Here is an 18,873-nt window from a genome sequence, read left to right on the forward strand (position 1 = left end):
GCGGCCCGCCTCAGATGCCCACGGCGACGATCGCGCCCACGGGCTCGCCGTGGCCGAGCACCGGGGAGTCCTCGAGCTGGGCCAGTGCCGCCGACTCGACCCCGAGCCGGCGCAACGCGGCGGCGAGGATGACCGGCTTCGCCCGCTGGTAGCCGTCGGCCACCTTGAGGGCGATGCCACGACCGTCGGCCAGCCCCACGGCGTACACCGACTCCGCCCCGTCCTTGGCGATGAGGCCGGGCGTCGCCTCGATGAGCGCCGTGACGTCGCGGCCGGTGCCGCCGAGGTATGCCGGGTGGCTGCGGATCGCGTCGGCGACCTGGCCCTCGAGGGTGTCGGGGCCGGCGGACGCGAGGCGGCCGAACGCGCGGGCCAGCCCGGAGAGGGTGACCGCCATGACGGGGGCACCACAGCCGTCGACCGCGGTCGCGGCCACGGTGTCGCCGGTGAGCTCCTCGAGCGTGTCCTTGATCGCGACCTGCAACGGGTGGTCGGGCTCGCGGTAGCTCGCGGTGTCCCAGCCGCCCACGACGCAGGTGGCGAGCATGGCGGCGTGCTTGCCCGAGCAGTTCTGGGTGATGGGGAGCTTGCCGCCGCCGCTGCGGATGACCTCGAGCTTGGCCTCCTCGTTGACCGGGTAGTCCGGCGTGTTCTGCAGCGCACCCTCGGTGAGCCCGACCGAGGCGAGCATGGCGCGGACGGCCTCGACGTGGAAGTCCTCACCCGAGTGGCTGGCGGACGCGAGCGCGAGGTGCTCCGGCGGCATGCGCAGGCCGTGGCGCATCATGGCCAGGGTCTGGATCGGCTTGTTCGACGACCGGGGGAAGATCGGGTCGCGCGTGTTGCCGAGGTCGAGCAGGTGCTCACCGTCGGGGGCGGTCGCGACGACCGACGCGCGGTGCGCCGACTCGATGAAGCCGCCCCGGACGTAGTGCGCGAGGACGGGCGCGTCGGCGAGGACGGCAGGGGTTTGGGGGTCCACGGAACTCACCCGCCGACCCTATCGACCCCCCGCGCCCCAGCTTTTCCGCGTCATGCGCAAAAGCGAGCCTCCCTCGGGAACATTTCCCGAGGGAGGCTCACAGTTCCCGAGCGAAGCGCGCGGACTGCGCTTCACGCCCGAGTGAGGACCAGGCTCAGTCGCCGACCTTGGTGGCGGCGGCCTTGGTGGCCTTCTTGCTGGCGGCAGCGGTCTTGCGGGCACCGGTGGTGGTGCTCTTGGCCGCGGTGCGGGTGCGGGCCGCGCTCTTCTTGGTGGTGGTGGCGGTGCGCTTGGCCGCGGTGCGGGTGCGCTTGGTGGCGGTCTTGACCGCGGTGGCGGCCTCGGCGGTCTCGTCGACGACGGACTCGGCGATGGCGTCGGCGGCCGCGACGGCCTCCTTGCGGCCGGTGGTCAGCGTGGCCTTGGCCGAGCGCTGGATGTCGGAGGCCGACTTGCGGGCGGTGGTGACGGCACCCTTGCCGAGCGCGAAGGTGGCCTCGGCCTGAGCGATGAGGTCCTTGGTCGACTTCTGGGTGCGGACGCGCTTGACCAGCTTCTCACCGCGGGCGGCGATGGTCTCGTACTCGTCCTGGGCCTTGCTCGCGAGCTCGAGGCTGCGGTTCAGGGCCACGGCGGGGAGCTCCTTGACCTGCTTGGTCGCGGCGTCGATCGCGGTCTCGGCCTTGGCCTGCAGCTTGGCGGGCTTGAGCTCGGCGCGACGGGCCTCGGCGCGGTCGCCCGCCTCGCGGATCTTCTCGACCGCGAGGTCGGTGAGGCCCACGGCGTAGAAGACGGGGGTCGTGTCGGTCACGGTCTTGCGGATGTCGGCAGCCAGTGCCATGGGGATCTCCTTGATCATCGGGTGGTCTTGCTGGAACGCCCGCCGGTGGCCGGCTTGCGAGTTGCCTTGGTGGGCTTGGGTTTCGGCGCCTTTGCCGTCTTGGGTGTTGCCGTCCTGGGTGTTGCGGCGCGGTCGGCGGCGGCCTTGGCCAGGTCGCGTGTCGACTCCCGTGTCGAGGCGGAGTCACCGGCCTCGACGAACGAGTCGTAGATGTCGATGAGGGTGCGCCGCTGCCGGTCGGTGAGGGCCGGGTCGGACTTGATGACCGCACGGGTGTCGAGCGGCCCGACCCCGGAGCCGTGGCGCTCGTCGAGGATGCCGGCTTGCACGTAGAGCGACTCGGCGGAGACCTCGAGGCCCTTCGCGAGCTGCTGGAGGATCTCGGCGCTCGGCTTCTTCAGCCCGCGCTCGATCTGCGACAGGTAGGGGTTGGAGATGCCGGCGAGGTCCGCGAGCTGGCGCAGCGAGAGCCGGGCGGACTGACGCTGCTCGCGCAGGTAGTCACCGAGGCTGTTGCTGCCCAACGGGTTCAGCGGGATCCGGCTCACGCCTCCATCATGCTTGCTCTAGTTAGCAGGATGCAAACTCAAGACAGCGTGATGGTGACCACACGGCGTATTCAGGCGGCGGAAAAATCGCCTTGTGTGGGCGGTAGCGACGCGAGGGGCGGCGCCAACGTGCCTTTTGCGGGGTCAGCGACGGGGCTTGATGGCCAGGAGGGTGCGCGCGTCGTCGGTGGACATGGCCGGGCGCTGCATGACCTCGGCGAGGTGGGCGGCGCGCTCCACGAGCTGGGCGTTGTGCTCGACGGGTATGCCGCGGGCGAAGACGACGTTGTCCTCCATCCCCACGCGCAGGTGGCCGCCGGCGGCGAGGGCAGCGGCGGCGATCGGCAGGTGGGTGCGGCCGATGCCGGTCGCGGACCAGGACGTCACCTCGGCCGGCAGCATCGCGACGCCCGCCATCAGCGCAGCCGGTGTGCCCGGCATACCTCCCGGCACACCGGTGACGAAGTCGACGTGCACCTTCCCACCGAAGGGGAGGCCGTGCTTGTCGATGAGCCGCGCCAGCGACGCGACGTGCCCGAGGTCGAACAGCTCGAACTCGGGGACGACCTCGCGCTCCTGCGCCTGCACGTAGAGGTCGGACATGAAGCCCGACGGGTTGAGGAACACGTCGTCGCCGAAGTTGGTGGTGCCACAGGTGAGCGAGCACGAGTCGGGTTCGGCGTCGAGGACGGTCAGGCGCTGCTCGAGCGGGTCGTGGACCGAGCCACCGGTGGAGAGCTGGATGACCAGCGACGTCTGCTCGCGCAGCGCGTCGACCGCGGCCTTGAGGTGGCCGTGGTCGAGGGTGGGCCGGTGCTCGCCGTCGCGGATGTGCAGGTGGATCATCGCCGCGCCTGCGGCCTCGCACCGCTGCGCGGTCTCGACGAGCTCCTCGAGCGTCGTCGGCAGCTGCGGGAAGTCCGCCTTGTCGAGCTCGGCGCCGGTGGGCGCGACGGTGATCAGGGTGCCGGGGGTGGTGGCCATGGGCGCCATCATGGCAGCGAGCCGGCGGCAGCCGAGCACCGGTCAGGGCGCGACCACGACCTCCTGCGCGGCGCTGACACCACCGGCGTCGAGCGTTGCGTCGACCGGGGTGTTGCGCTTGACCACGGCGAGCGCGATCGGCCCGTCCTCGAAGTGGCGGGCCACCGTGGTGAGCCGCCCGACCTCGCGCCCGTCGAGGCTGACCGGCGCACCCGCCTCGGGCAGCGTGTGCCCCGAACCGTCGAGGTGCAGGAACACGACCCGGCGCGGCGGACGGCCGAGGTTGTGCACCCGCGCGATCGTCTCCTGCCCGCGGTAGCAGCCCTTGTGCAGGTGCACGGCCGTGCGCAGCCAGTCGACCTCGTGCGCGATCGTCCGGTGGTCGGTCTCGAAGCCCAGCCGCGGCCGCCAAGCCGCCACCCGCAGCGCCTCGCTGGCCCAGGTGCCGGCCAGGTCGCGGTCCCCGACCGCGTCGACGAGGGACTCGCGGGGCACGAGGACCTCACGCCACCGTCGCCCGTGTGCCGGGTGGCCTTCGACCGGGCCGTATGCCGCGGTGTCGCCGACGAGCCCCGGCCACGGGTCGACCCACGCGACCGGTTCGCCGGGCTGCGACTCGTTGCCGACGGGTTCGCCGAGGACGGCGATGTCGTCGGTGCGATCGGTCACCTCGACGCGCAGCATGAACCGCATCGAGTCGAGCCACGCGGCGAGCGCCGGAGCGGTGCCGGGCTCGACGGTGATCCAGGTCGTCTCGCCGTCGTCGACGACGTGCAGGTCGTGCTCGACATGCCCTTTGGGGCTGAGGACCAGCGCCTCGGTGGAGGTGTGCGGCGCGAGGCCGGTGAGCTGCTGGCTGGTGATCGAGTGCAGCCACGAGAGCCGGTCGGGGCCGGTGACGGTGACGACGCCTCGGTTGGACAGGTCGACGACGGCCAGACCCTCGGACAGTAGCCGCTGCTCGCGCAGCGGGTCGCCGTAGTGGGCCGCCACCCCGGCGTCGGCACCCTCGGCCTCGACGGCGCCGGCGCGCTCCAGCAGCGGCGAGCGCCGCGCCGCGCCGGTCTGCTCGACGGTCGCCTCGGTCGACTCGCCGGTCGGCGACTGGGTCGGCTCGGTCATCGGCTGCACTGCGCACACTCCCCGTGGACGGCCATGTGGGTCATGTCAGCGACAAAGCCCCTGGCCCCCAGAACATTCCCCACGAACGTCTCCGCCAGCTCACGGGGACACTCGTCCACCCGGCCGCACACGCGGCATACGAGGTGGATGTGGGTGGCGTGATCGGCAAGGTGGTAGCTGGGCGCCTTGTGGTCGAGGTGGGTGTGGGTGACCACGCCCAGCGACTCGAGCGCCTCGAGCGCCCGGTACACGGTCGAGGCGGCGAGGCGCGCACCACCGTCGGCGGCGACGAGCTCGACGACCTGCTCGGGGGTGACGTGACCCGCGCGGCTCACGGCGTCGAGGACACGCTGGCGTTGCGGCGTCATCCGCCGCCCCTGGGCCCGCAGCCGGTCACCGACGTCCTGCATCCGTCCACTGTACGGAGGGTGGGTCGAAGCCGGCACGGCACACAGGAACGCCCACCTACACTGTGCGCGTGCTGGACGACTTCGAGGACACCGAGACCCGGGCGACCGAGCCCCCCAAGCGACGCCGGCGTCGTCGAACGATCGTCGTGGCGCTGTCGCTGGTCGCCCTGCTCGTGGTGGGGGTGGCCGCGGGCTACCTGTTGCTCCTTAACCAGACCGTCGCGAACAACGTGCAGCACGAGAGCCTGTTGCCCCAGCCCGACGCGGGCGGGACACCCGGTCCCACCAAGAAGCCCGGCACCAAGGACGCCCAGAACATCCTGTTCATCGGCTCCGACGCGCGCGCCGGGCTGGCCGGCGCCCGCTCCGACGTCATCGTGCTCATGCACGTCGCCGGCGACCGCAAGACCGTCACGCTCATCCACTTCCCCCGCGACCTCTACGTGGACATCCCCGGACGCGGCAAGGACAAGATCAACGCCGCCTTCGCCTACGGTGGCTCGCCGCTGCTCGTGCAGACGTTGCAGAACCTCGTGGGCGTTCCGATCGACCACGTCGCGATCACCAACTTCGACGGGTTCAAGCGGATGACCGACGCCGTGGGTGGGGTGAACGTCTACGTCGAGGAGCCGAGCACCAGCGGCGGCTACACGTTCACCAAGGGCTACCAGCAGATGAACGGCGCGCAGGCCCTCGCCTTCGTGCGGGAGCGCAAGCAGCTCAGCGAGGGCGACATCTCCCGGGGTCGCCGTCAGCAGGCGTTCATCAAGGCGCTGCTGCTGAAGTCCCTCAGCCGCGACGTCCTCACCAACCCGGTCAAGCTCGCCCAGTTCGTCGACGCGGGCACCCAGAACCTCATCGTCGACCAGCAGTTCTCCGTCGGGCAGATGCGTAGCCAGGCTCTGTCGCTGCGCAACCTGCGCGGCAAGGACGTCCGGTTCATCACTGCGCCGTTCACCGGCTTCGGGACCTCACCGCAGGGGGCCTCGATCGACATCCTCGACGAGCCCGGCATGCAGGCGCTCGGCCAGGCGCTCCAGGACGACGACCTGGCGAGCTACCGCGACAACGGCTGAGCACACGGCATACGCCGCCTGCGTCGAGCAAGGTATGCCGCGGGGTCGCCGAGGGCCCGCCAGAAGACTCGCCCAGTCGGCCCGCGCCGGCGCGACCGCTCAGGCGACGCGCTTGAGCTCGGCCGACACGTGGCTCTGCAAGGGCTCACCCATGGCGGCCATGTCCATGGCCCACATGAGGTTGGAGTTGACCAGGCCGTAGAGGCGGTGGCCGGCGTTGTACTCCTTGGAGTTCGGGCTGCGCAGGACGCCGTCGGTGCGCAGCTCGATCTTGGCCGGCTCGGCCTTGCCGTAGTAGAGCTCGACGATGCCCGTCGGGTGGCTGAGCAACAGCTCGACGTCACCGTCCTCGCCCGGCCGCCAGAACCCGAGCTCGGTCGCCAGGGGGCGCACCTTGGTGCCCGCCTCGTCGAGGAGCCAGGAGCGGCTCTCCCACTGCAGGAACGGGCGCCCGTCGTGGGTGCAGACGATCTCCTGGCCGAAGTTGGCCGACTCGATCGTGGGATAGCCCACGACCCCGGCGCCCTCCCAGGTGCCGACGAGCCAGGCCAGCGGTGCGAGCTCCGGCGCGAGGTCGGTGTCGATCGTGAAGACCATCAGCGCGGGGTCTTGACCAGGCGGTAGACGACGAAACCGGCGAACCAGGTCACGACGACCGCGGTGGTGACGAGCAGGGCGATGAAGAACGTGTGCACCCTTCAGATCGTAGCCTGAGGCCCATGACCAGCTCCCCCGCCGACCCCGCCCGCAGGCTCGTGATCAAGGCCACCTCCGGCGTCGAGGCGCTCGAGCGGCTCAACCAGGCCCTCACCGTCGCGGCCACCGCCGCGGCCAGCGGTGTCGAGGTGAGCCTGTGGCTCACCGGTGAGGCGACGTGGATGGCGGTGCCGGGTCGCGCCGAGCAGGTCGAGCTGCCCCACGCAGCACCGGTGGCCGACCTGCGCGAGGCCGTGCTCGCCACCGGCACGGTGACGGTCTGCGGCCAGTGCGCTGCCCGTCGCGACCTCACCGAGGACGACCTCGTCGAGGGGGTCGTGATCCGGGGTGCGGCGGCGTTCGTCGAGGAGGTCATGGCGCCGGGCGCGCAGGCGCTCGTCTACTGACCGGCCGCGTCCTGGGCGGGGCCGGTATGCCGTGTGCGCGCCAGCCGTCGAAGGCCGCCCCGGCGCCGGGTCAGCGGGAGAAGATCGGCAGGAAGACCACCGTGAACACCACGACCCCGGGCAGCAACGAGGACGCGGCGGCCGACGCGAGCTGCGAGCGCGGGTGGGCCGCGGCGGGCAGGGGCGCCAGCACCCGACGGGCCGCGTGCGACACGGCTGCCGTCAGCAGCCCGAGCAGCGCACCGAGGGCCGGCGACGGACCGCCGCCGAGCACTGCGACGGCCATGGCGGCGAGGCCACCGGCGAGCATCGCGATGAACAGCGCCCACTGCCGGGTGCGGTGCACCGCGATAAGGGGGTCGGCGAGGGCGCCGACCCCAAGGCCCGCCATGGCACAGGCGAGCGCGTGGGAGCCGTCGAGCGCATGGGGGACGGCGGAGTATGCCGTGCCGGCGGCGATGATCGCGAGGCCGGCGATGCTCGCGGCCATGGACTCGGTGAGGCGCGGGCGACCGTCGCGACGCAACAGCTGGTGCAGGAAGGCCCCGATGACGGCCACCGCGAGCGCCGCGGGCATCCACCGCAGCCAGGGGTCGTCCGGTGTCAGCAGCACCGCCGCCGCGAGCAGCAGGGTTCCGGCCGCGAGCACACCCGTGGTGCCGCGGGGGCTCGGCAGCCCGAGCAGCCAGGGCCAGCCCCACGCGAGGACGAGCCCCCCGAGCGCCACCGCGAGGACGACGAACCGCGGGCTGGCGTAGCCCGTCAGGGCGATGAGAGCCGCCAGGGCCACCGTCCCGGCAATGGTCAGCGGCCTGACCGCGGTCGCGCGGCGCGGCAACGGGACACGCCCGTGCGCCGCCTCCCGGCGCTCTCGCCGAGTCAGGGGCAGGACCGGCGACGGCTCCTGCTTCTCCTCTGACACAAGGGGCATCCTTGCATCACCCTCCGGCAAACGGTGGCAGTACCTCGACGACGGCGCCGTCGGGCACGGCAGCGTCCCGCTGGGCGCTGCGCCCGTCGAGCAGCAGGCTGCTCACGGCCGCCACCGGGGCCAGCTCCGGGCGCAGCGCGGTGGCCGCCGCGACGACGTCACCGACCGTCGCGCAGCCGGTCACGACGTCGCTGTCGACACCGGCCGCAGCGCGCGCAGCCGCCCAGTAGCGGACGGTGACCGCACCGCCCTTCGGGCCACCCGGCATACCGGCTCCTCGTCGTCGTGGTCGGCGTCGGAAGACGCCGCGTTGGTGAGACAACGATCTCACCATGCGTCGGCACCCGCTCCGACGGGCCCCGCCCCGTACCCTTGGTGGGCATGGCTCGTCTCCTGCTGCTGACGAACACCCTGGCGCCCAGCGCCGAGGTGCTTCCGGCGCTGGGCCTGCTGAGCCACCACGTGCGGGTGCTGCCCGCCGAACCCACCGCCCTGGTCGATGCTCCCCCGGCCGACGCCGTCATGCTCGACGCCCGCCGCGAGCTGGCCGTCGCGCGGTCGCTGTGCCGGGTCTTGCGCGTCAGCGGCATGTCCGTGCCGCTGCTCGCGATCGTGACCGAGGGCGGCCTCGCCGGCCTCACCGCCGAATGGGGCGTCGACGACGTGCTGCTCGACTCGGCCGGTCCCGCGGAGGTCGAGGCGCGGCTGCGGCTGGCCACCGGCCGGCTCGCCGAGGCGACCGAGCCCGAGGACGTCCAGATCACCGCCGGCGACGTCACCATCGACGAGGCGACCTACTCCGCGCGGGTCAAGGGGCGGCTGCTCGACCTGACCTACAAGGAGTTCGAGCTGCTCAAGTACCTCGCCCAGCACCCCGGCCGCGTCTTCTCGCGCGCCCAGCTGCTGCAGGAGGTCTGGGGCTACGACTACTACGGCGGCACGCGCACGGTGGACGTCCACGTGCGGCGGCTGCGCGCCAAGCTCGGCACCGACCACGAGGTGCTGATCGGCACGGTCCGCAACGTCGGCTACCGCTTCGTGCCCGCCGAGGAAGCCCTCGCGGACAGCTGACTGCGGCGCACCTCAGCTTTTCCGCGTCATGCGGGAACTGTGAGGTTCGCTCGGTCTACTAAGGCGAGCGAAGCCAACTTTCGCGCATGACGCGGGAAAGCTGTGGCGCGGGGAAAAGGCTGCGGCGCCTCCCCGACGTGGTCGGGGAGGCGCCGCCTTCGTATGCCGCGTGGCTACCGGGAGTGCCCCGGCGTCAGTTGGCGGTGATCCGGGTCAGCGGGCCCGGGGTGTAGGGCGAGTTCGCCTCGAGGTAGTTGGCGAACGCGTCGATGTCCAGACCGCCGTAGTAGACGTTCGTGCCCTTGGCCATCGTCGCAAACCCGTCGCCACCGCCCTGCAGGAAGTTGTTGGTGACGACCCGGTAGGTCTGGGTGTCGACCAACGGCTGCCCATTGACGGTCACGGCCCCGAGGGTGGTGCCGGAGTAGCTGTAGTTGAACCCGGCGTTGACCTGCAGGATCTTGCGACCGGTGCCAGCGTTGGCGCCACTCCACTGCTCGTTCAGCACCTGCTTGATCTGCGCTCCGGTGAGGTCGAGCGAGACGAGGTAGTTGTTGAACGGCTGGACCGTGAAGGCCTCCTCGAACGTGATGTCGCCGGGCGCCTCACCGTAGGGCGAGTTGGCGTACGTCAGGTCGGAGCGGATGCCGCCGGGGTTCATGAACGCGATGACGGGCTTCTGGCCGTTCGTCACGACCGACGGGTCGGCGAGCTGGGCGTCGGCGATGAGGTCACCGAGCTGGGACTCACCCGCGGAGTTCTGCGTGCGCGTCACGTCGGTGTTGACGTGGCCGATGACCCGGCTGGCGATGGGCTTCACCAGCTCCTTGTAGGTGTTGATGATCGAGGTCTGCGTGGGGTCCTTGGGCACCTCACGCGAGACGATCATGTTGGCGCTGCTGACCGAGGTCCGCACGATGTCCTGGGTGCGACGGTCGTAGGTCAGGTTGGTGTCGGTGAACAGCCGGCCGAACGACGAAGCCGAGGTGACCATGCGCTGCTGGCCCTTGGGGTCCGGGACGTTGCAGACGTAGGGCTGGTGGGTGTGGCCGGAGACGATCATGTCGATGGCCGGGTCGAGGTTCTTGGCGATCGGAAGGATCGGGCTGTCGGCCGCGAGGGTCCCGCCCTTGGCGCAGGTGTAGTCGTACGTCGGGTTGACGGTGTACGGCTTGTTGTCCGGGCCGTACCAGACCTGCTGGTTCGGGACGCCACCTTGGTGGATGAGGACGACGATCGCGTTGACGCCCTTCTTCTTCAGCTCGGGCACGAGCTTGTTGGCGGTCGTCACCTCGTCCTTGAACTCCAGCCCGGCGACACCGGCGGCGGTGACGATCGAGGGAGTGTCCTTGAGGGTCATGCCGATGAAGCCGATCTTGGCGCCCTTGACCTTCTTGATCGTGTAGGCCGGCAGGATCGTCTTGTCGGTGCCGGCGTAGTCGACGTTGGCCGCGAGGTAGTCGAAGTTCGCGCCGGTGAAGGTCTTGCCGCCGGGGCAGGAGTCCTGGTTGTTGGCGCCGGCACCGTCATCGATGCAGCCGCCGTCGGCCATGCGCTGGAGCTCCTTGTAGCCCTCGTCGAACTCGTGGTTGCCCACGGCGCTGGCGTCGAGCTTCATCGCGTTGAGCGCCTCGATGGTGGGCTCGTCGTGGAACGCGGCCGACAGGAACGGCGAGGCGCCGATGAGATCACCAGCGGCGACGGTGAGCGAGTTGGGGTGGCCCTTGCGCGCGTTCGCCAGGTTGGTGGCGAGGTACTCCGCGCCACCCGCGTCCTTGGTCACGTCCACGGCCTTGCCCGTGGCGGGGTCGAGCCGGTGGTCGACCGTGACCCGGCCGCTGGAGCCCGACGGCGGCTCGAGGTTGCCGTGGAAGTCGTTGAAGCTCAGGAGCTGGATGTCCATCGTCGGGCCGTTCTTGGCGGCCGTGGCGGTGCCACCGGCGGTTGCGGCGACGGTCGCAGCGGCGGCTGCGACGGCCACCACGCCCACCAGCCGGCGAGTGCGTGAGTGCGTCATGTGTGCGTCCTTGCAGGTCAGAGCCGGCCTGGCGTGGCCGGACCCGTGCACGCTAACGGGGCGCGGGCCTTTGCGGAAGATGCATGGTGCAATGCTTCCGTGTCCTCACCTGACGTTCGCCCGGCCGACTCACTGACCCCGACGGAGCAGGCCGCCGTCGCTTCCCTGCAGGAACGTGCGGTCGCCGCTGATGGCGTGCGGCCGCTGTCCGAGCAGTCGGTGCTGTCGCTCACCTCCCCGCCCGGCCGGGTCAGGCACTTCCTCGGGTATGCCGCGGACGACCTCGTCGGGTACGCCCAGCTCACCGGGTCGGCCGGCGCTGGCCCGCGCGTCGGGTCCGAGGGCGACGCCGGTGAGGGCGAGGAACCACCGTCGGCCGAGCTCGTGGTGGACCCCGACACCCGGCTCGCCGGCCACGGCAGCGCCCTGCTCGCCGCCGTGCTGGACGAGGCGCCGTCGGCGCGGTTGTGGGCCCACGGCGACCTGCCGGCGGCCCGCGCCTTCGCCGAGGCCAAGGGACTCCAAGCGGTGCGCGAGCTGCACAAGATGTCGCGCGCGCTCGGGCCGGCCGACCTCGAGCCGGCCACGGTGGCCCTGCCGGAGGGCTTCACCGCACGGGCCTTCGAGCCCGGCCGTGACGAGGAGCCCTGGCTCGCCACCAACGCCTCCGCCTTCGCCCACCACGCCGAGCAGGGCCGGCTCACCCTCGAGGACCTGCACGACCGCATGAGCCAGCCGTGGTTCGACCCGACCGGCTTCATCGTCCTCACCCACGAGTCCGACCCGGACGCCATCGCCGCCTTCCACTGGACCAAGGTCGACCCCGAGCAGGAGTCCACCCTCGAGCCGGGCAGGACGGCCGGTGAGGTCTACGTCGTCGGCGTCGACCCGGCATACCAGGGACGCGGCCTCGGCCGCCCGCTCACCGCCCTGGGGCTCGCCCACCTGGCCCGGCTGGGACTGCCCGAGGTCGTCCTCTACGTCGACGGTGACAACACGGCGGCGATACGCACCTACACGGGCCTGGGGTTTCGCAGCATCATGGTCGATGTGATGTATTCGCGTGCCGTTCACCAGCCACTGTCAGGATGACCCCATGAGCGTGACGACCCGCACCCACGACGCGGACTCCGACGGCGCCGACCTGCCAGGTGACGTCTCGATCGCGAGCGCCCAGCCGCGCGGCGCGAACGGGCGGTTCATGCGGGTGGTGCGCCAGACCGGGGAGGACGAGGACGGCCTGCCCGCCGACCGGTTCCTCGACCGCGAGATCTCGTGGCTGCAGTTCAACGAGCGGGTGCTCCAGCTGGCCGCCGACGAGAGCGTGCCGCTGCTCGAGCGCGCCCGGTTCCTCGCGATCTTCACGTCCAACCTCGACGAGTTCTTCATGGTGCGGGTCGCCGGGCTCAAGCGGCGCATCGCCACCGGCCTCGCCGTGCGCTCCGCCTCCGGGCTCGAGCCGCGCGAGGTGCTCGACCAGATCGCGCTGGTCGCCCACGAGCTGCAGTCGATGCAGACCACCGTCTACAAGGAGCAGGTGCAACCCGCCCTCGAGGAGGAGGGCATCAGCATCGTGCGCTGGGACGAGCTGAGCGACGACGAGCGCGCCCAGCTGTCGGAGTTCTTCGTCGACCAGGTGTTCCCGGTGCTGACCCCGCTCGCGGTCGACCCGGCCCACCCGTTCCCCTACATCTCCGGACTGTCGCTCAACCTCGCCGTCCTGCTCCTCAACCCCAAGACCGGCAAGGAGCACTTCGCGCGGGTCAAGGTGCCGCCGCTGCTGCCACGGCTGATCCACATCGAGCCCGAGGCCGGCGAGCCGGTGACCGCCGACCTGTTCGACACCCGGTTCGTGCCGCTCGAGGACGTCATCGCCGCCCACCTCGACAGCCTCTTCCCGGGCATGGAGGTGCAGGAGCACTTCACCTTCCGCGTCACCCGCAACGAGGACCTCGAGGTCGAGGAGGACGACGCCGAGAACATCCTCAAGGCGCTGGAGAAGGAGCTGACGCGGCGCCGGTTCGGCCCGCCGGTGCGGCTCGAGGTCGACGAGACGATGGACGACCACGTCCTCGACATGCTGGTGCGCGAGCTCGGTGTGAGCGACAGCGAGGTCTACCGCCTGCCGGCACCCCTGGACCTGCGCAGCCTCAACATCGTCGCCGACATCGAGCGGTCCGACCTGCACTACCCGCCGTTCCGCGGCCAGACCCACCCCGACCTGGCACCGGCCGAGAGCTCCAAGGCCGCCGAGGTCATCCCCGTCATCCGCGACAAGGACGTGCTGCTGCAGCACCCCTACGACTCGTTCTCCACCTCGGTGCAGGCGTTCATCGAGCAGGCCGCCGCCGACCCGCGGGTCCAGGCGATCAAGCAGACGCTCTACCGCACCAGTGGTGACAGCCCGATCGTGGACGCGCTCATCGACGCCGCCGAGGCGGGCAAGCAGGTGCTGGCGCTGGTCGAGATCAAGGCGCGCTTCGACGAGCAGAACAACATCAGCTGGGCCCGCAAGCTCGAGCACGCCGGCGTCCACGTCGTCTACGGCATCGTCGGCCTCAAGACGCACGCCAAGCTGTGCATGGTGGTGCGGCAGGAGCAGGACGGCACGCTGCGCCGCTACTGCCACGTCGGCACCGGCAACTACAACGGCAAGACCGCCCGCCTCTACGAGGACTTCGGCCTGCTCACCTCCGACCCGCAGGTCGGTGAGGACGTCGCGAAGCTGTTCAACCAGCTGTCCGGGTTCGCGCCACGCAGCCGGTTCAAGCGGCTCCTGGTGGCGCCGCGGTCGGTGCGCAGCGGTCTCATCGAGCGGATCGACGCCGAGATCGCGCACTCGAAGGCCGGCAAGAAGGGTCTCGTGCAGTTCAAGGTCAACTCGATCGTCGACGAGCAGGTCATCGACGCGCTCTACCGCGCCTCGCAGGCCGGCGTCCACGTCGACCTGTGGGTGCGCGGCATCTGCGCGCTGCGTCCCGGGGTCGAGGGGCTGTCGGAGAACATCACCGTGCACTCGATCCTCGGCCGGTTCCTCGAGCACTCGCGCGTGTTCCACTTCGGTGGCGGCGGGAAGCCGGAGGTCTTCATCGGCAGCGCGGACATGATGCACCGCAACCTCGACCGCCGGGTCGAGGCCCTCGTCAGCGTCTCCGACCCGCGCCACCTCCAGCAGCTCACCGGCCTGCTCGCCAAGGGTGCGAGCGGCGACTACGCCCACTGGGACCTCGGCCCCGACGGCCGCTGGGTCCGCGTCAGCACCGCCGAGGACGGCACCCCCCTGCCCGACCTGCAGAGCACCCTCATCGAGGAGCACACCAAACGCCGGCGCAAGGCACGGCGTCGTTGAGGACGCCCATCCCCGCCGCGGGGACCGTCCCGTGGCGCCGCCGTCGTGGCCAGCTCGAGGTCGGCCTCGTGCACCGGCCGAAGTACGACGACTGGTCCTGGGCCAAGGGCAAGCTCGACCCGGGCGAGGAGTGGGCGGTCGCGGCCGTCCGCGAGACGCTGGAGGAGACCGCGCTACCGGTCGGGCTCGGCCGCCCGCTCCCGACGGCGGAGTACACCGTGCTCGACGGCTCGGGCCGGCCCGCGACCAAGGAAGTCCGCTACTGGGCCGCCGAGGCGACTGCGCCGGCGGGCAAGCTCACCAACGAGATCGACGAGGTGGTCTGGCTCGACGTCGTCAGCGCCTCCGACCGCCTCGACTACGCCCGCGACCGGGAGCAGCTGCGGGCGCTCGTGCGTGCCGACAAGGCCGGCACCCTGACCACCTGGCCGCTCGTGGTCGTCCGCCACGCCCACGCGGTCGGCCGATCCGCCTGGGACGACGACGACCGGCTGCGCCCCCTCGACCAGGCGGGGCGCGAACGCGCCGACGCCCTCGTGCCGCTGCTCGCGGCATACGGCATCTCGCGTCTCGTCAGCTCGCCCTCGGTGCGGTGCACCGACACGGTGCGCCCCTATGCCGCCCACAGGTCCCTGCCCGTGCGCACCAAGGACGGGCTCAGCGAGGAGGGGTATGCCGCGGACGCGGCACGCGCGGCCCGTCACCTCGAGCGGCTGCTCGAGCGCGGGGTGCCCGCGGTGCTGTGCAGCCACGGACCGGTGCTGCCCGACGTGCTCGGTCGGCTGCGGCACCTCGTCGACCGCTGCGAGCCGGGGGCGGGCGTCACGACCGAGCAGCTCTGGATGGCGCAGAAGGACAAGATGTCCAAGGGTGAGGCGCTGGTGGCGCACCTGGTCGGCACCGGCGCCCAGGCCCGCGTGGTGGCGGTGGAGCGGCACCATCCGTGAGTGCCGCCTGACCGTTCGCTGACCGGCCGTTCACCCGGCGCTCGACCCCGGGTCGAGCGGGCGCCGCCCAATGTCTGGGTGGTGTTCACCGTCCGTTCACCCACGACGGGCCGCCGCGTCACCCTCCCTCCCTACTTTCGCTGTGGTCGGGCACTCACGCCCGCCCAAGACTTCCATTGTGGAGAGGTTTGAACACCGTGAAGATCCAGCGTCTCGGCCTCGTGGCCAGCGTCGCCCTGGTCGGCTCCCTCGCGCTGAGCGCTTGCGGCTCCGACAACAACGCGTCCGGCAGCGGCTCGTCGGACACCGCCTCGGGCTCGTCCTCGAACGCCTCGGCTGCCGACTGCGGCCCCGACGGCGGCGGCACCCTGAACGCTGAGGGCTCCTCGGCCCAGAAGAACGCCATCGAGGAGGCCATCTCCAGCTTCCAGGACAAGTGCTCGGGCACGACCGTCAACTACAACCCGAGCGGTTCGGGTGCCGGCATCAAGCAGTTCATTGCCGGCCAGGTCGACTTCGCCGGGTCGGACTCGGCGCTCAAGAAGACCGAGAAGGACGGCAAGATCGAGGCCGACGAGGCTGCGAAGTACTGCGGCTCGCCCGCCTGGAACCTGCCGATGGTGACCGGCCCGATCGCCGTGGCCTACAACGTCAAGGGGGTCGACAAGCTCGTCCTCACCCCTGAGGTCACCGCCAACATCTTCAACGGCAAGATCACCACCTGGAACGACCCGGCCATCGCCAAGGTCAACTCCGGTGTCACCCTGCCGAGCCAGCCGATCAAGGTCTTCTTCCGCTCCGACGAGTCGGGCACCACCGAGAACTTCACCAAGTACCTCAAGGCCGCCGCGCCCAACGCGTGGACCGCCGAGCCGGGCAAGGCCTGGACCGGCAAGGGCGAGGGCAAGCAGAAGTCCGACGGTGTCGCGGGTGCCGTGAAGTCCACCGAGGGTGGCATCACCTACGCCGAGTGGTCCTACGCCAAGGACAACAGCCTGGGCATCGCCCAGATCGACAACGGTGCGGGCCCGGTCGAGCTGACCGGTGACTCGGTCGGCAAGGCCGTCGCGGCCGCGAAGCCGGACGGCGAGGGCAACGACCTGCGCCTCAAGCTCGACTACGCGACCAAGGAGGCCGGCGCCTACCCGATCCTCCTCGTCACCTACGAGATCGTCTGCTCCAAGGGCAAGGACGCGAAGAAGGCCGAGCTGACCAAGGCCTTCCTCAAGCACTTCGCCTCCGAGGAGACCCAGAAGTCCCTCGAGGAGATCGGCTACGCGCCGCTCCCCGCCGAGGTGCAGGCCAAGGTCGAGACCGCCATCGGCGCCCTCTCCTGACCGTCGCCTGACTGACGCAGCACCTCGTATGCCGCGGGGCTGGGACCCAGCCCCGCGGCATACGCACTCCCCCAGGTTTGAACCCACATCCCATCCCACACCCCTGAGGCATCCCACGTGTCAACCGTGACCGGCGTCTCCGTCGCCGACACCCCAGGCCCCGACGACCGCGGCCCCCAGGGCGACCGCGCCAGCACCGGCCGCGCCGGGGACCGCGTCTTCAGCGGTCTCGCGACCGGGTCCGGTGCCCTGGTGATCGCCCTGGTCACCCTCGTCGGCGTGTTCCTGCTGTGGCAGGCCATCCCGGCCATCGCCGACGACAAGGACAACTTCTTCCTGTCGCGCGCCTGGGACGTCAACGACACCAGCAACCTGCGGTTCGGCATCGTCGAGCTGCTCTGGACCACGGTCGTCGCCTCGACCATTGCGATGCTGATCGCGGTGCCGGTCGGCGTGTGCGTCGCGCTGTTCATCACGCAGTACTCACCGCGCTGGCTCGCCCGGCCGGCCGCGAGCCTGGTCGACCTGCTCGCCGCGGTGCCGTCGATCATCTACGGCTTCTGGGGAATCAAGACGTTCGGGCCGAAGTACCAGCCGTTCCAGGACTTCCTGCTCGACAAGCTCGGGTGGTTCCCGCTGTTCTCCAAGACCTCGGTCAGCGGCACCGGCACGATCCTGTTCATCGGCATCGTCCTGGCCATCATGATCCTGCCGATCGTCACCGCCCTGTCCCGCGAGGTCTTCGCGCAGACGCCCGTGGCGCACAAGGAGGGCGCGCTCGCGCTCGGCGCCACCAAGTGGGAGATGATCCGCACCGCGGTGCTGCCGTTCGGACGGCCCGGCGTCATCTCCGCCGCAATGCTCGCGCTCGGGCGCGCGCTCGGTGAGACCATCGCCGTCACCATCATCGTCTCGGCGCTCGCACCGGGGACCAAGTGGTCCTGGTCGCTCCTCAACGGTGGTGAGACGTTTGCGTCGCGGATCGCCAACAATGCCCAGGAGTTCGACTCGCCCGCCAAGACCGGCGCCTTCATCGCCGCCGGCCTGGTGCTGTTCGTCCTGACCTTCGTCGTCAACGCCATCGCCCGCATCGTCATCGAGCGCAGGAAGGCGTTCACCGAATGAGCAGCAACACGGTCCGCATGACCGATGTGGCCATCGTCGACGAGCCGCGCTCGACCAAGCCGGCCGGCGCCACCGACGGGCCGGCCACGGCCGACTCCGGCGGCTCGGGCGGGCGACGGTCGCCGAGCCCGGTCTTCGGGCACCCGGCGCGCGCCCGCGAGGTGAAGGACCACCTGGCCCGGGTCGTGATGTGGCTGGCGTTCCTGTTGGCCCTGGTGCCGCTGGTCTGGATCCTGTGGACCGTGCTCTCCCAGGGCTACCACCTGCTGCTGCAGTCGGAGTGGTGGACCAACTCCCAGAAGGGGATCACGTCGCGGCGCGAAGGCGGGGGCGCCGTGCACGCGATCCAGGGGACGCTCATCCAGGGACTCACGACGGCGGTCATCTCGGTGCCGATCGGCGTGATGACGGCGATCTACCTGGTCGAGTACGGCCGCGGGAAGTTCGCCAAGGCCGTGTCGTTCATGGTGGACATCCTCACCGGTATCCCCTCGATCGTCGCCGGCCTGTTCATCTATGCCGTGTGGGTGACCACGCTGGGCCTGCAGCGGGTGGGCTTCGCCGTCTGCCTGGCCCTCGTGATGCTCATGGTGCCGGTGATCGTGCGCTCCACCGAGGAGATGCTCAAGCTGGTGCCCAACGAGCTGCGCGAGGCGTCCTACGCCCTCGGGGTTCCCAAGTGGAAGACGATCATGAAGGTCGTCCTCCCGACGGCGTTCTCGGGCATCGTCACCGGCGTCCTGCTCGGCCTCGCCCGCGTCATGGGTGAGACGGCACCGCTGCTGATCCTCGGGCCCTACACCAAGGCCATCGCCACCGACCTGTTCGGCGGGTACATGGCGACCCTGCCCACGATGATCAACCAGGACCGCAGCGAGAGCCTCCAGCCCGCCGTCGACCGGGTCTGGGCCGCCGCGCTCACGCTGATCCTGCTGGTCCTGCTCCTCAACATCGCTGGCCGGGTCGTCGCCCGGTTCGGCTCCGTCCGCAAGTAGCCGGCCACGCGGCATACCTGCCCCTCATCCCCGCC

General features: G+C 70.8%; 19 protein-coding genes. 9 read left to right on the top strand and 10 right to left on the bottom strand.

What is annotated here, in order from left to right:
• Window positions 1–10: 10 nt before the first annotated feature.
• From HJG52_RS12955 to HJG52_RS12980, 6 genes are all read right to left on the bottom strand, one after another.
• Window positions 11–991 carry an asparaginase gene (locus HJG52_RS12955; protein ID WP_171243952.1) on the bottom strand — a complete coding sequence of 327 codons (981 nt, stop codon included), beginning with the start codon at window positions 989–991 and terminating at the stop codon, window positions 11–13.
• A 145-nt stretch (window positions 992–1,136) separates the two neighbouring features.
• Window positions 1,137–1,823, bottom strand: a complete 687-nt coding sequence (locus HJG52_RS12960; protein ID WP_171243953.1) for a hypothetical protein — start codon at window positions 1,821–1,823, stop codon at window positions 1,137–1,139.
• A gap of 14 nt (window positions 1,824–1,837) precedes the next feature.
• Window positions 1,838–2,371: a helix-turn-helix domain-containing protein gene (locus tag HJG52_RS12965; protein WP_171243954.1), complete on the bottom strand. Its 534-nt coding sequence runs from the start codon at window positions 2,369–2,371 to the stop codon at window positions 1,838–1,840.
• A 144-nt stretch (window positions 2,372–2,515) separates the two neighbouring features.
• The gene (locus HJG52_RS12970) at window positions 2,516–3,355 is read right to left on the bottom strand and encodes a beta-keto acid cleavage family enzyme (protein ID WP_171243955.1); all 840 of its coding nucleotides are present in this window, start codon (window positions 3,353–3,355) and stop codon (window positions 2,516–2,518) included.
• Between the two features lie 42 nt (window positions 3,356–3,397).
• Window positions 3,398–4,477 (bottom strand): CAF17-like 4Fe-4S cluster assembly/insertion protein YgfZ, encoded by a 1,080-nt coding sequence (gene ygfZ / locus HJG52_RS12975; RefSeq protein ID WP_171243956.1) that lies wholly within the window; start codon window positions 4,475–4,477, stop codon window positions 3,398–3,400.
• Complete coding sequence (locus HJG52_RS12980; RefSeq protein WP_171243957.1) at window positions 4,474–4,887, bottom strand: Fur family transcriptional regulator; 414 nt, start codon at window positions 4,885–4,887, stop codon at window positions 4,474–4,476. The genes ygfZ and HJG52_RS12980 overlap by 4 nt, the downstream gene beginning before the upstream one ends.
• Before the next feature lie 68 nt (window positions 4,888–4,955).
• On the opposite strand from HJG52_RS12980, the gene HJG52_RS12985 reads away from it, so the two are divergent.
• Window positions 4,956–5,963 carry an LCP family glycopolymer transferase gene (locus HJG52_RS12985; protein WP_171243958.1) on the top strand — a complete coding sequence of 336 codons (1,008 nt, stop codon included), beginning with the start codon at window positions 4,956–4,958 and terminating at the stop codon, window positions 5,961–5,963.
• Between the two features lie 99 nt (window positions 5,964–6,062).
• Here the strand turns inward: HJG52_RS12985 and HJG52_RS12990 are convergent, their stop codons facing one another.
• Window positions 6,063–6,560, bottom strand: a complete 498-nt coding sequence (locus HJG52_RS12990) for a heme-binding beta-barrel domain-containing protein (RefSeq protein WP_171243959.1) — start codon at window positions 6,558–6,560, stop codon at window positions 6,063–6,065.
• 122 nt (window positions 6,561–6,682) lie between these two features.
• On the opposite strand from HJG52_RS12990, the gene HJG52_RS12995 reads away from it, so the two are divergent.
• A complete protein-coding gene (locus tag HJG52_RS12995; protein WP_171243960.1) occupies window positions 6,683–7,066 on the top strand; it encodes a DsrE family protein in 384 nt (127 codons plus the stop codon).
• 70 nt (window positions 7,067–7,136) lie between these two features.
• Here the strand turns inward: HJG52_RS12995 and HJG52_RS13000 are convergent, their stop codons facing one another.
• Both HJG52_RS13000 and HJG52_RS13005 read right to left on the bottom strand, forming a co-directional pair.
• Window positions 7,137–7,997 (bottom strand): hypothetical protein, encoded by an 861-nt coding sequence (locus HJG52_RS13000; RefSeq protein ID WP_171243961.1) that lies wholly within the window; start codon window positions 7,995–7,997, stop codon window positions 7,137–7,139.
• Window positions 7,998–8,004: 7 nt separating this feature from the next.
• Window positions 8,005–8,265 carry a MoaD/ThiS family protein gene (locus HJG52_RS13005; protein ID WP_171243962.1) on the bottom strand — a complete coding sequence of 87 codons (261 nt, stop codon included), beginning with the start codon at window positions 8,263–8,265 and terminating at the stop codon, window positions 8,005–8,007.
• Window positions 8,266–8,378: 113 nt separating this feature from the next.
• Here HJG52_RS13005 and HJG52_RS13010 point away from each other — a divergent pair, with 113 nt between their 5' ends.
• Window positions 8,379–9,068, top strand: a complete 690-nt coding sequence (locus HJG52_RS13010) for a response regulator transcription factor (RefSeq protein ID WP_171243963.1) — start codon at window positions 8,379–8,381, stop codon at window positions 9,066–9,068.
• A 193-nt stretch (window positions 9,069–9,261) separates the two neighbouring features.
• Here HJG52_RS13010 and HJG52_RS13015 read toward each other — a convergent pair whose 3' ends face one another.
• Window positions 9,262–11,085, bottom strand: a complete 1,824-nt coding sequence (locus HJG52_RS13015; protein ID WP_171243964.1) for a bifunctional metallophosphatase/5'-nucleotidase — start codon at window positions 11,083–11,085, stop codon at window positions 9,262–9,264.
• Between the two features lie 99 nt (window positions 11,086–11,184).
• Between HJG52_RS13015 and mshD the strand changes: the two genes are divergently transcribed.
• The 6 genes from mshD (at window position 11,185) to pstA (ending at window position 18,838) form a co-directional block, all read left to right on the top strand.
• A complete protein-coding gene (gene mshD, locus HJG52_RS13020; protein WP_171243965.1) occupies window positions 11,185–12,177 on the top strand; it encodes a mycothiol synthase in 993 nt (330 codons plus the stop codon).
• A 4-nt stretch (window positions 12,178–12,181) separates the two neighbouring features.
• Window positions 12,182–14,434: an RNA degradosome polyphosphate kinase gene (locus HJG52_RS13025; RefSeq protein WP_171243966.1), complete on the top strand. Its 2,253-nt coding sequence runs from the start codon at window positions 12,182–12,184 to the stop codon at window positions 14,432–14,434.
• Window positions 14,431–15,381 (top strand): NUDIX hydrolase, encoded by a 951-nt coding sequence (locus HJG52_RS13030; RefSeq protein ID WP_171243967.1) that lies wholly within the window; start codon window positions 14,431–14,433, stop codon window positions 15,379–15,381. The genes HJG52_RS13025 and HJG52_RS13030 overlap by 4 nt, the downstream gene beginning before the upstream one ends.
• Window positions 15,382–15,578: 197 nt before the next feature.
• Complete coding sequence (pstS, locus tag HJG52_RS13035) at window positions 15,579–16,718, top strand: phosphate ABC transporter substrate-binding protein PstS (protein WP_171243968.1); 1,140 nt, start codon at window positions 15,579–15,581, stop codon at window positions 16,716–16,718.
• Window positions 16,719–16,835: 117 nt separating this feature from the next.
• Window positions 16,836–17,843 carry a phosphate ABC transporter permease subunit PstC gene (gene pstC / locus HJG52_RS13040; RefSeq protein WP_171243969.1) on the top strand — a complete coding sequence of 336 codons (1,008 nt, stop codon included), beginning with the start codon at window positions 16,836–16,838 and terminating at the stop codon, window positions 17,841–17,843.
• Window positions 17,840–18,838, top strand: coding sequence for a phosphate ABC transporter permease PstA (gene pstA, locus HJG52_RS13045; protein WP_240977809.1), 999 nt, complete (start codon window positions 17,840–17,842; stop codon window positions 18,836–18,838). The genes pstC and pstA overlap by 4 nt, the downstream gene beginning before the upstream one ends.
• Window positions 18,839–18,873: the final 35 nt, after the last annotated feature.

This window comes from Knoellia koreensis (assembly GCF_013041615.1).
Classification (GTDB): domain Bacteria; phylum Actinomycetota; class Actinomycetes; order Actinomycetales; family Dermatophilaceae; genus Pedococcus; species Pedococcus koreensis.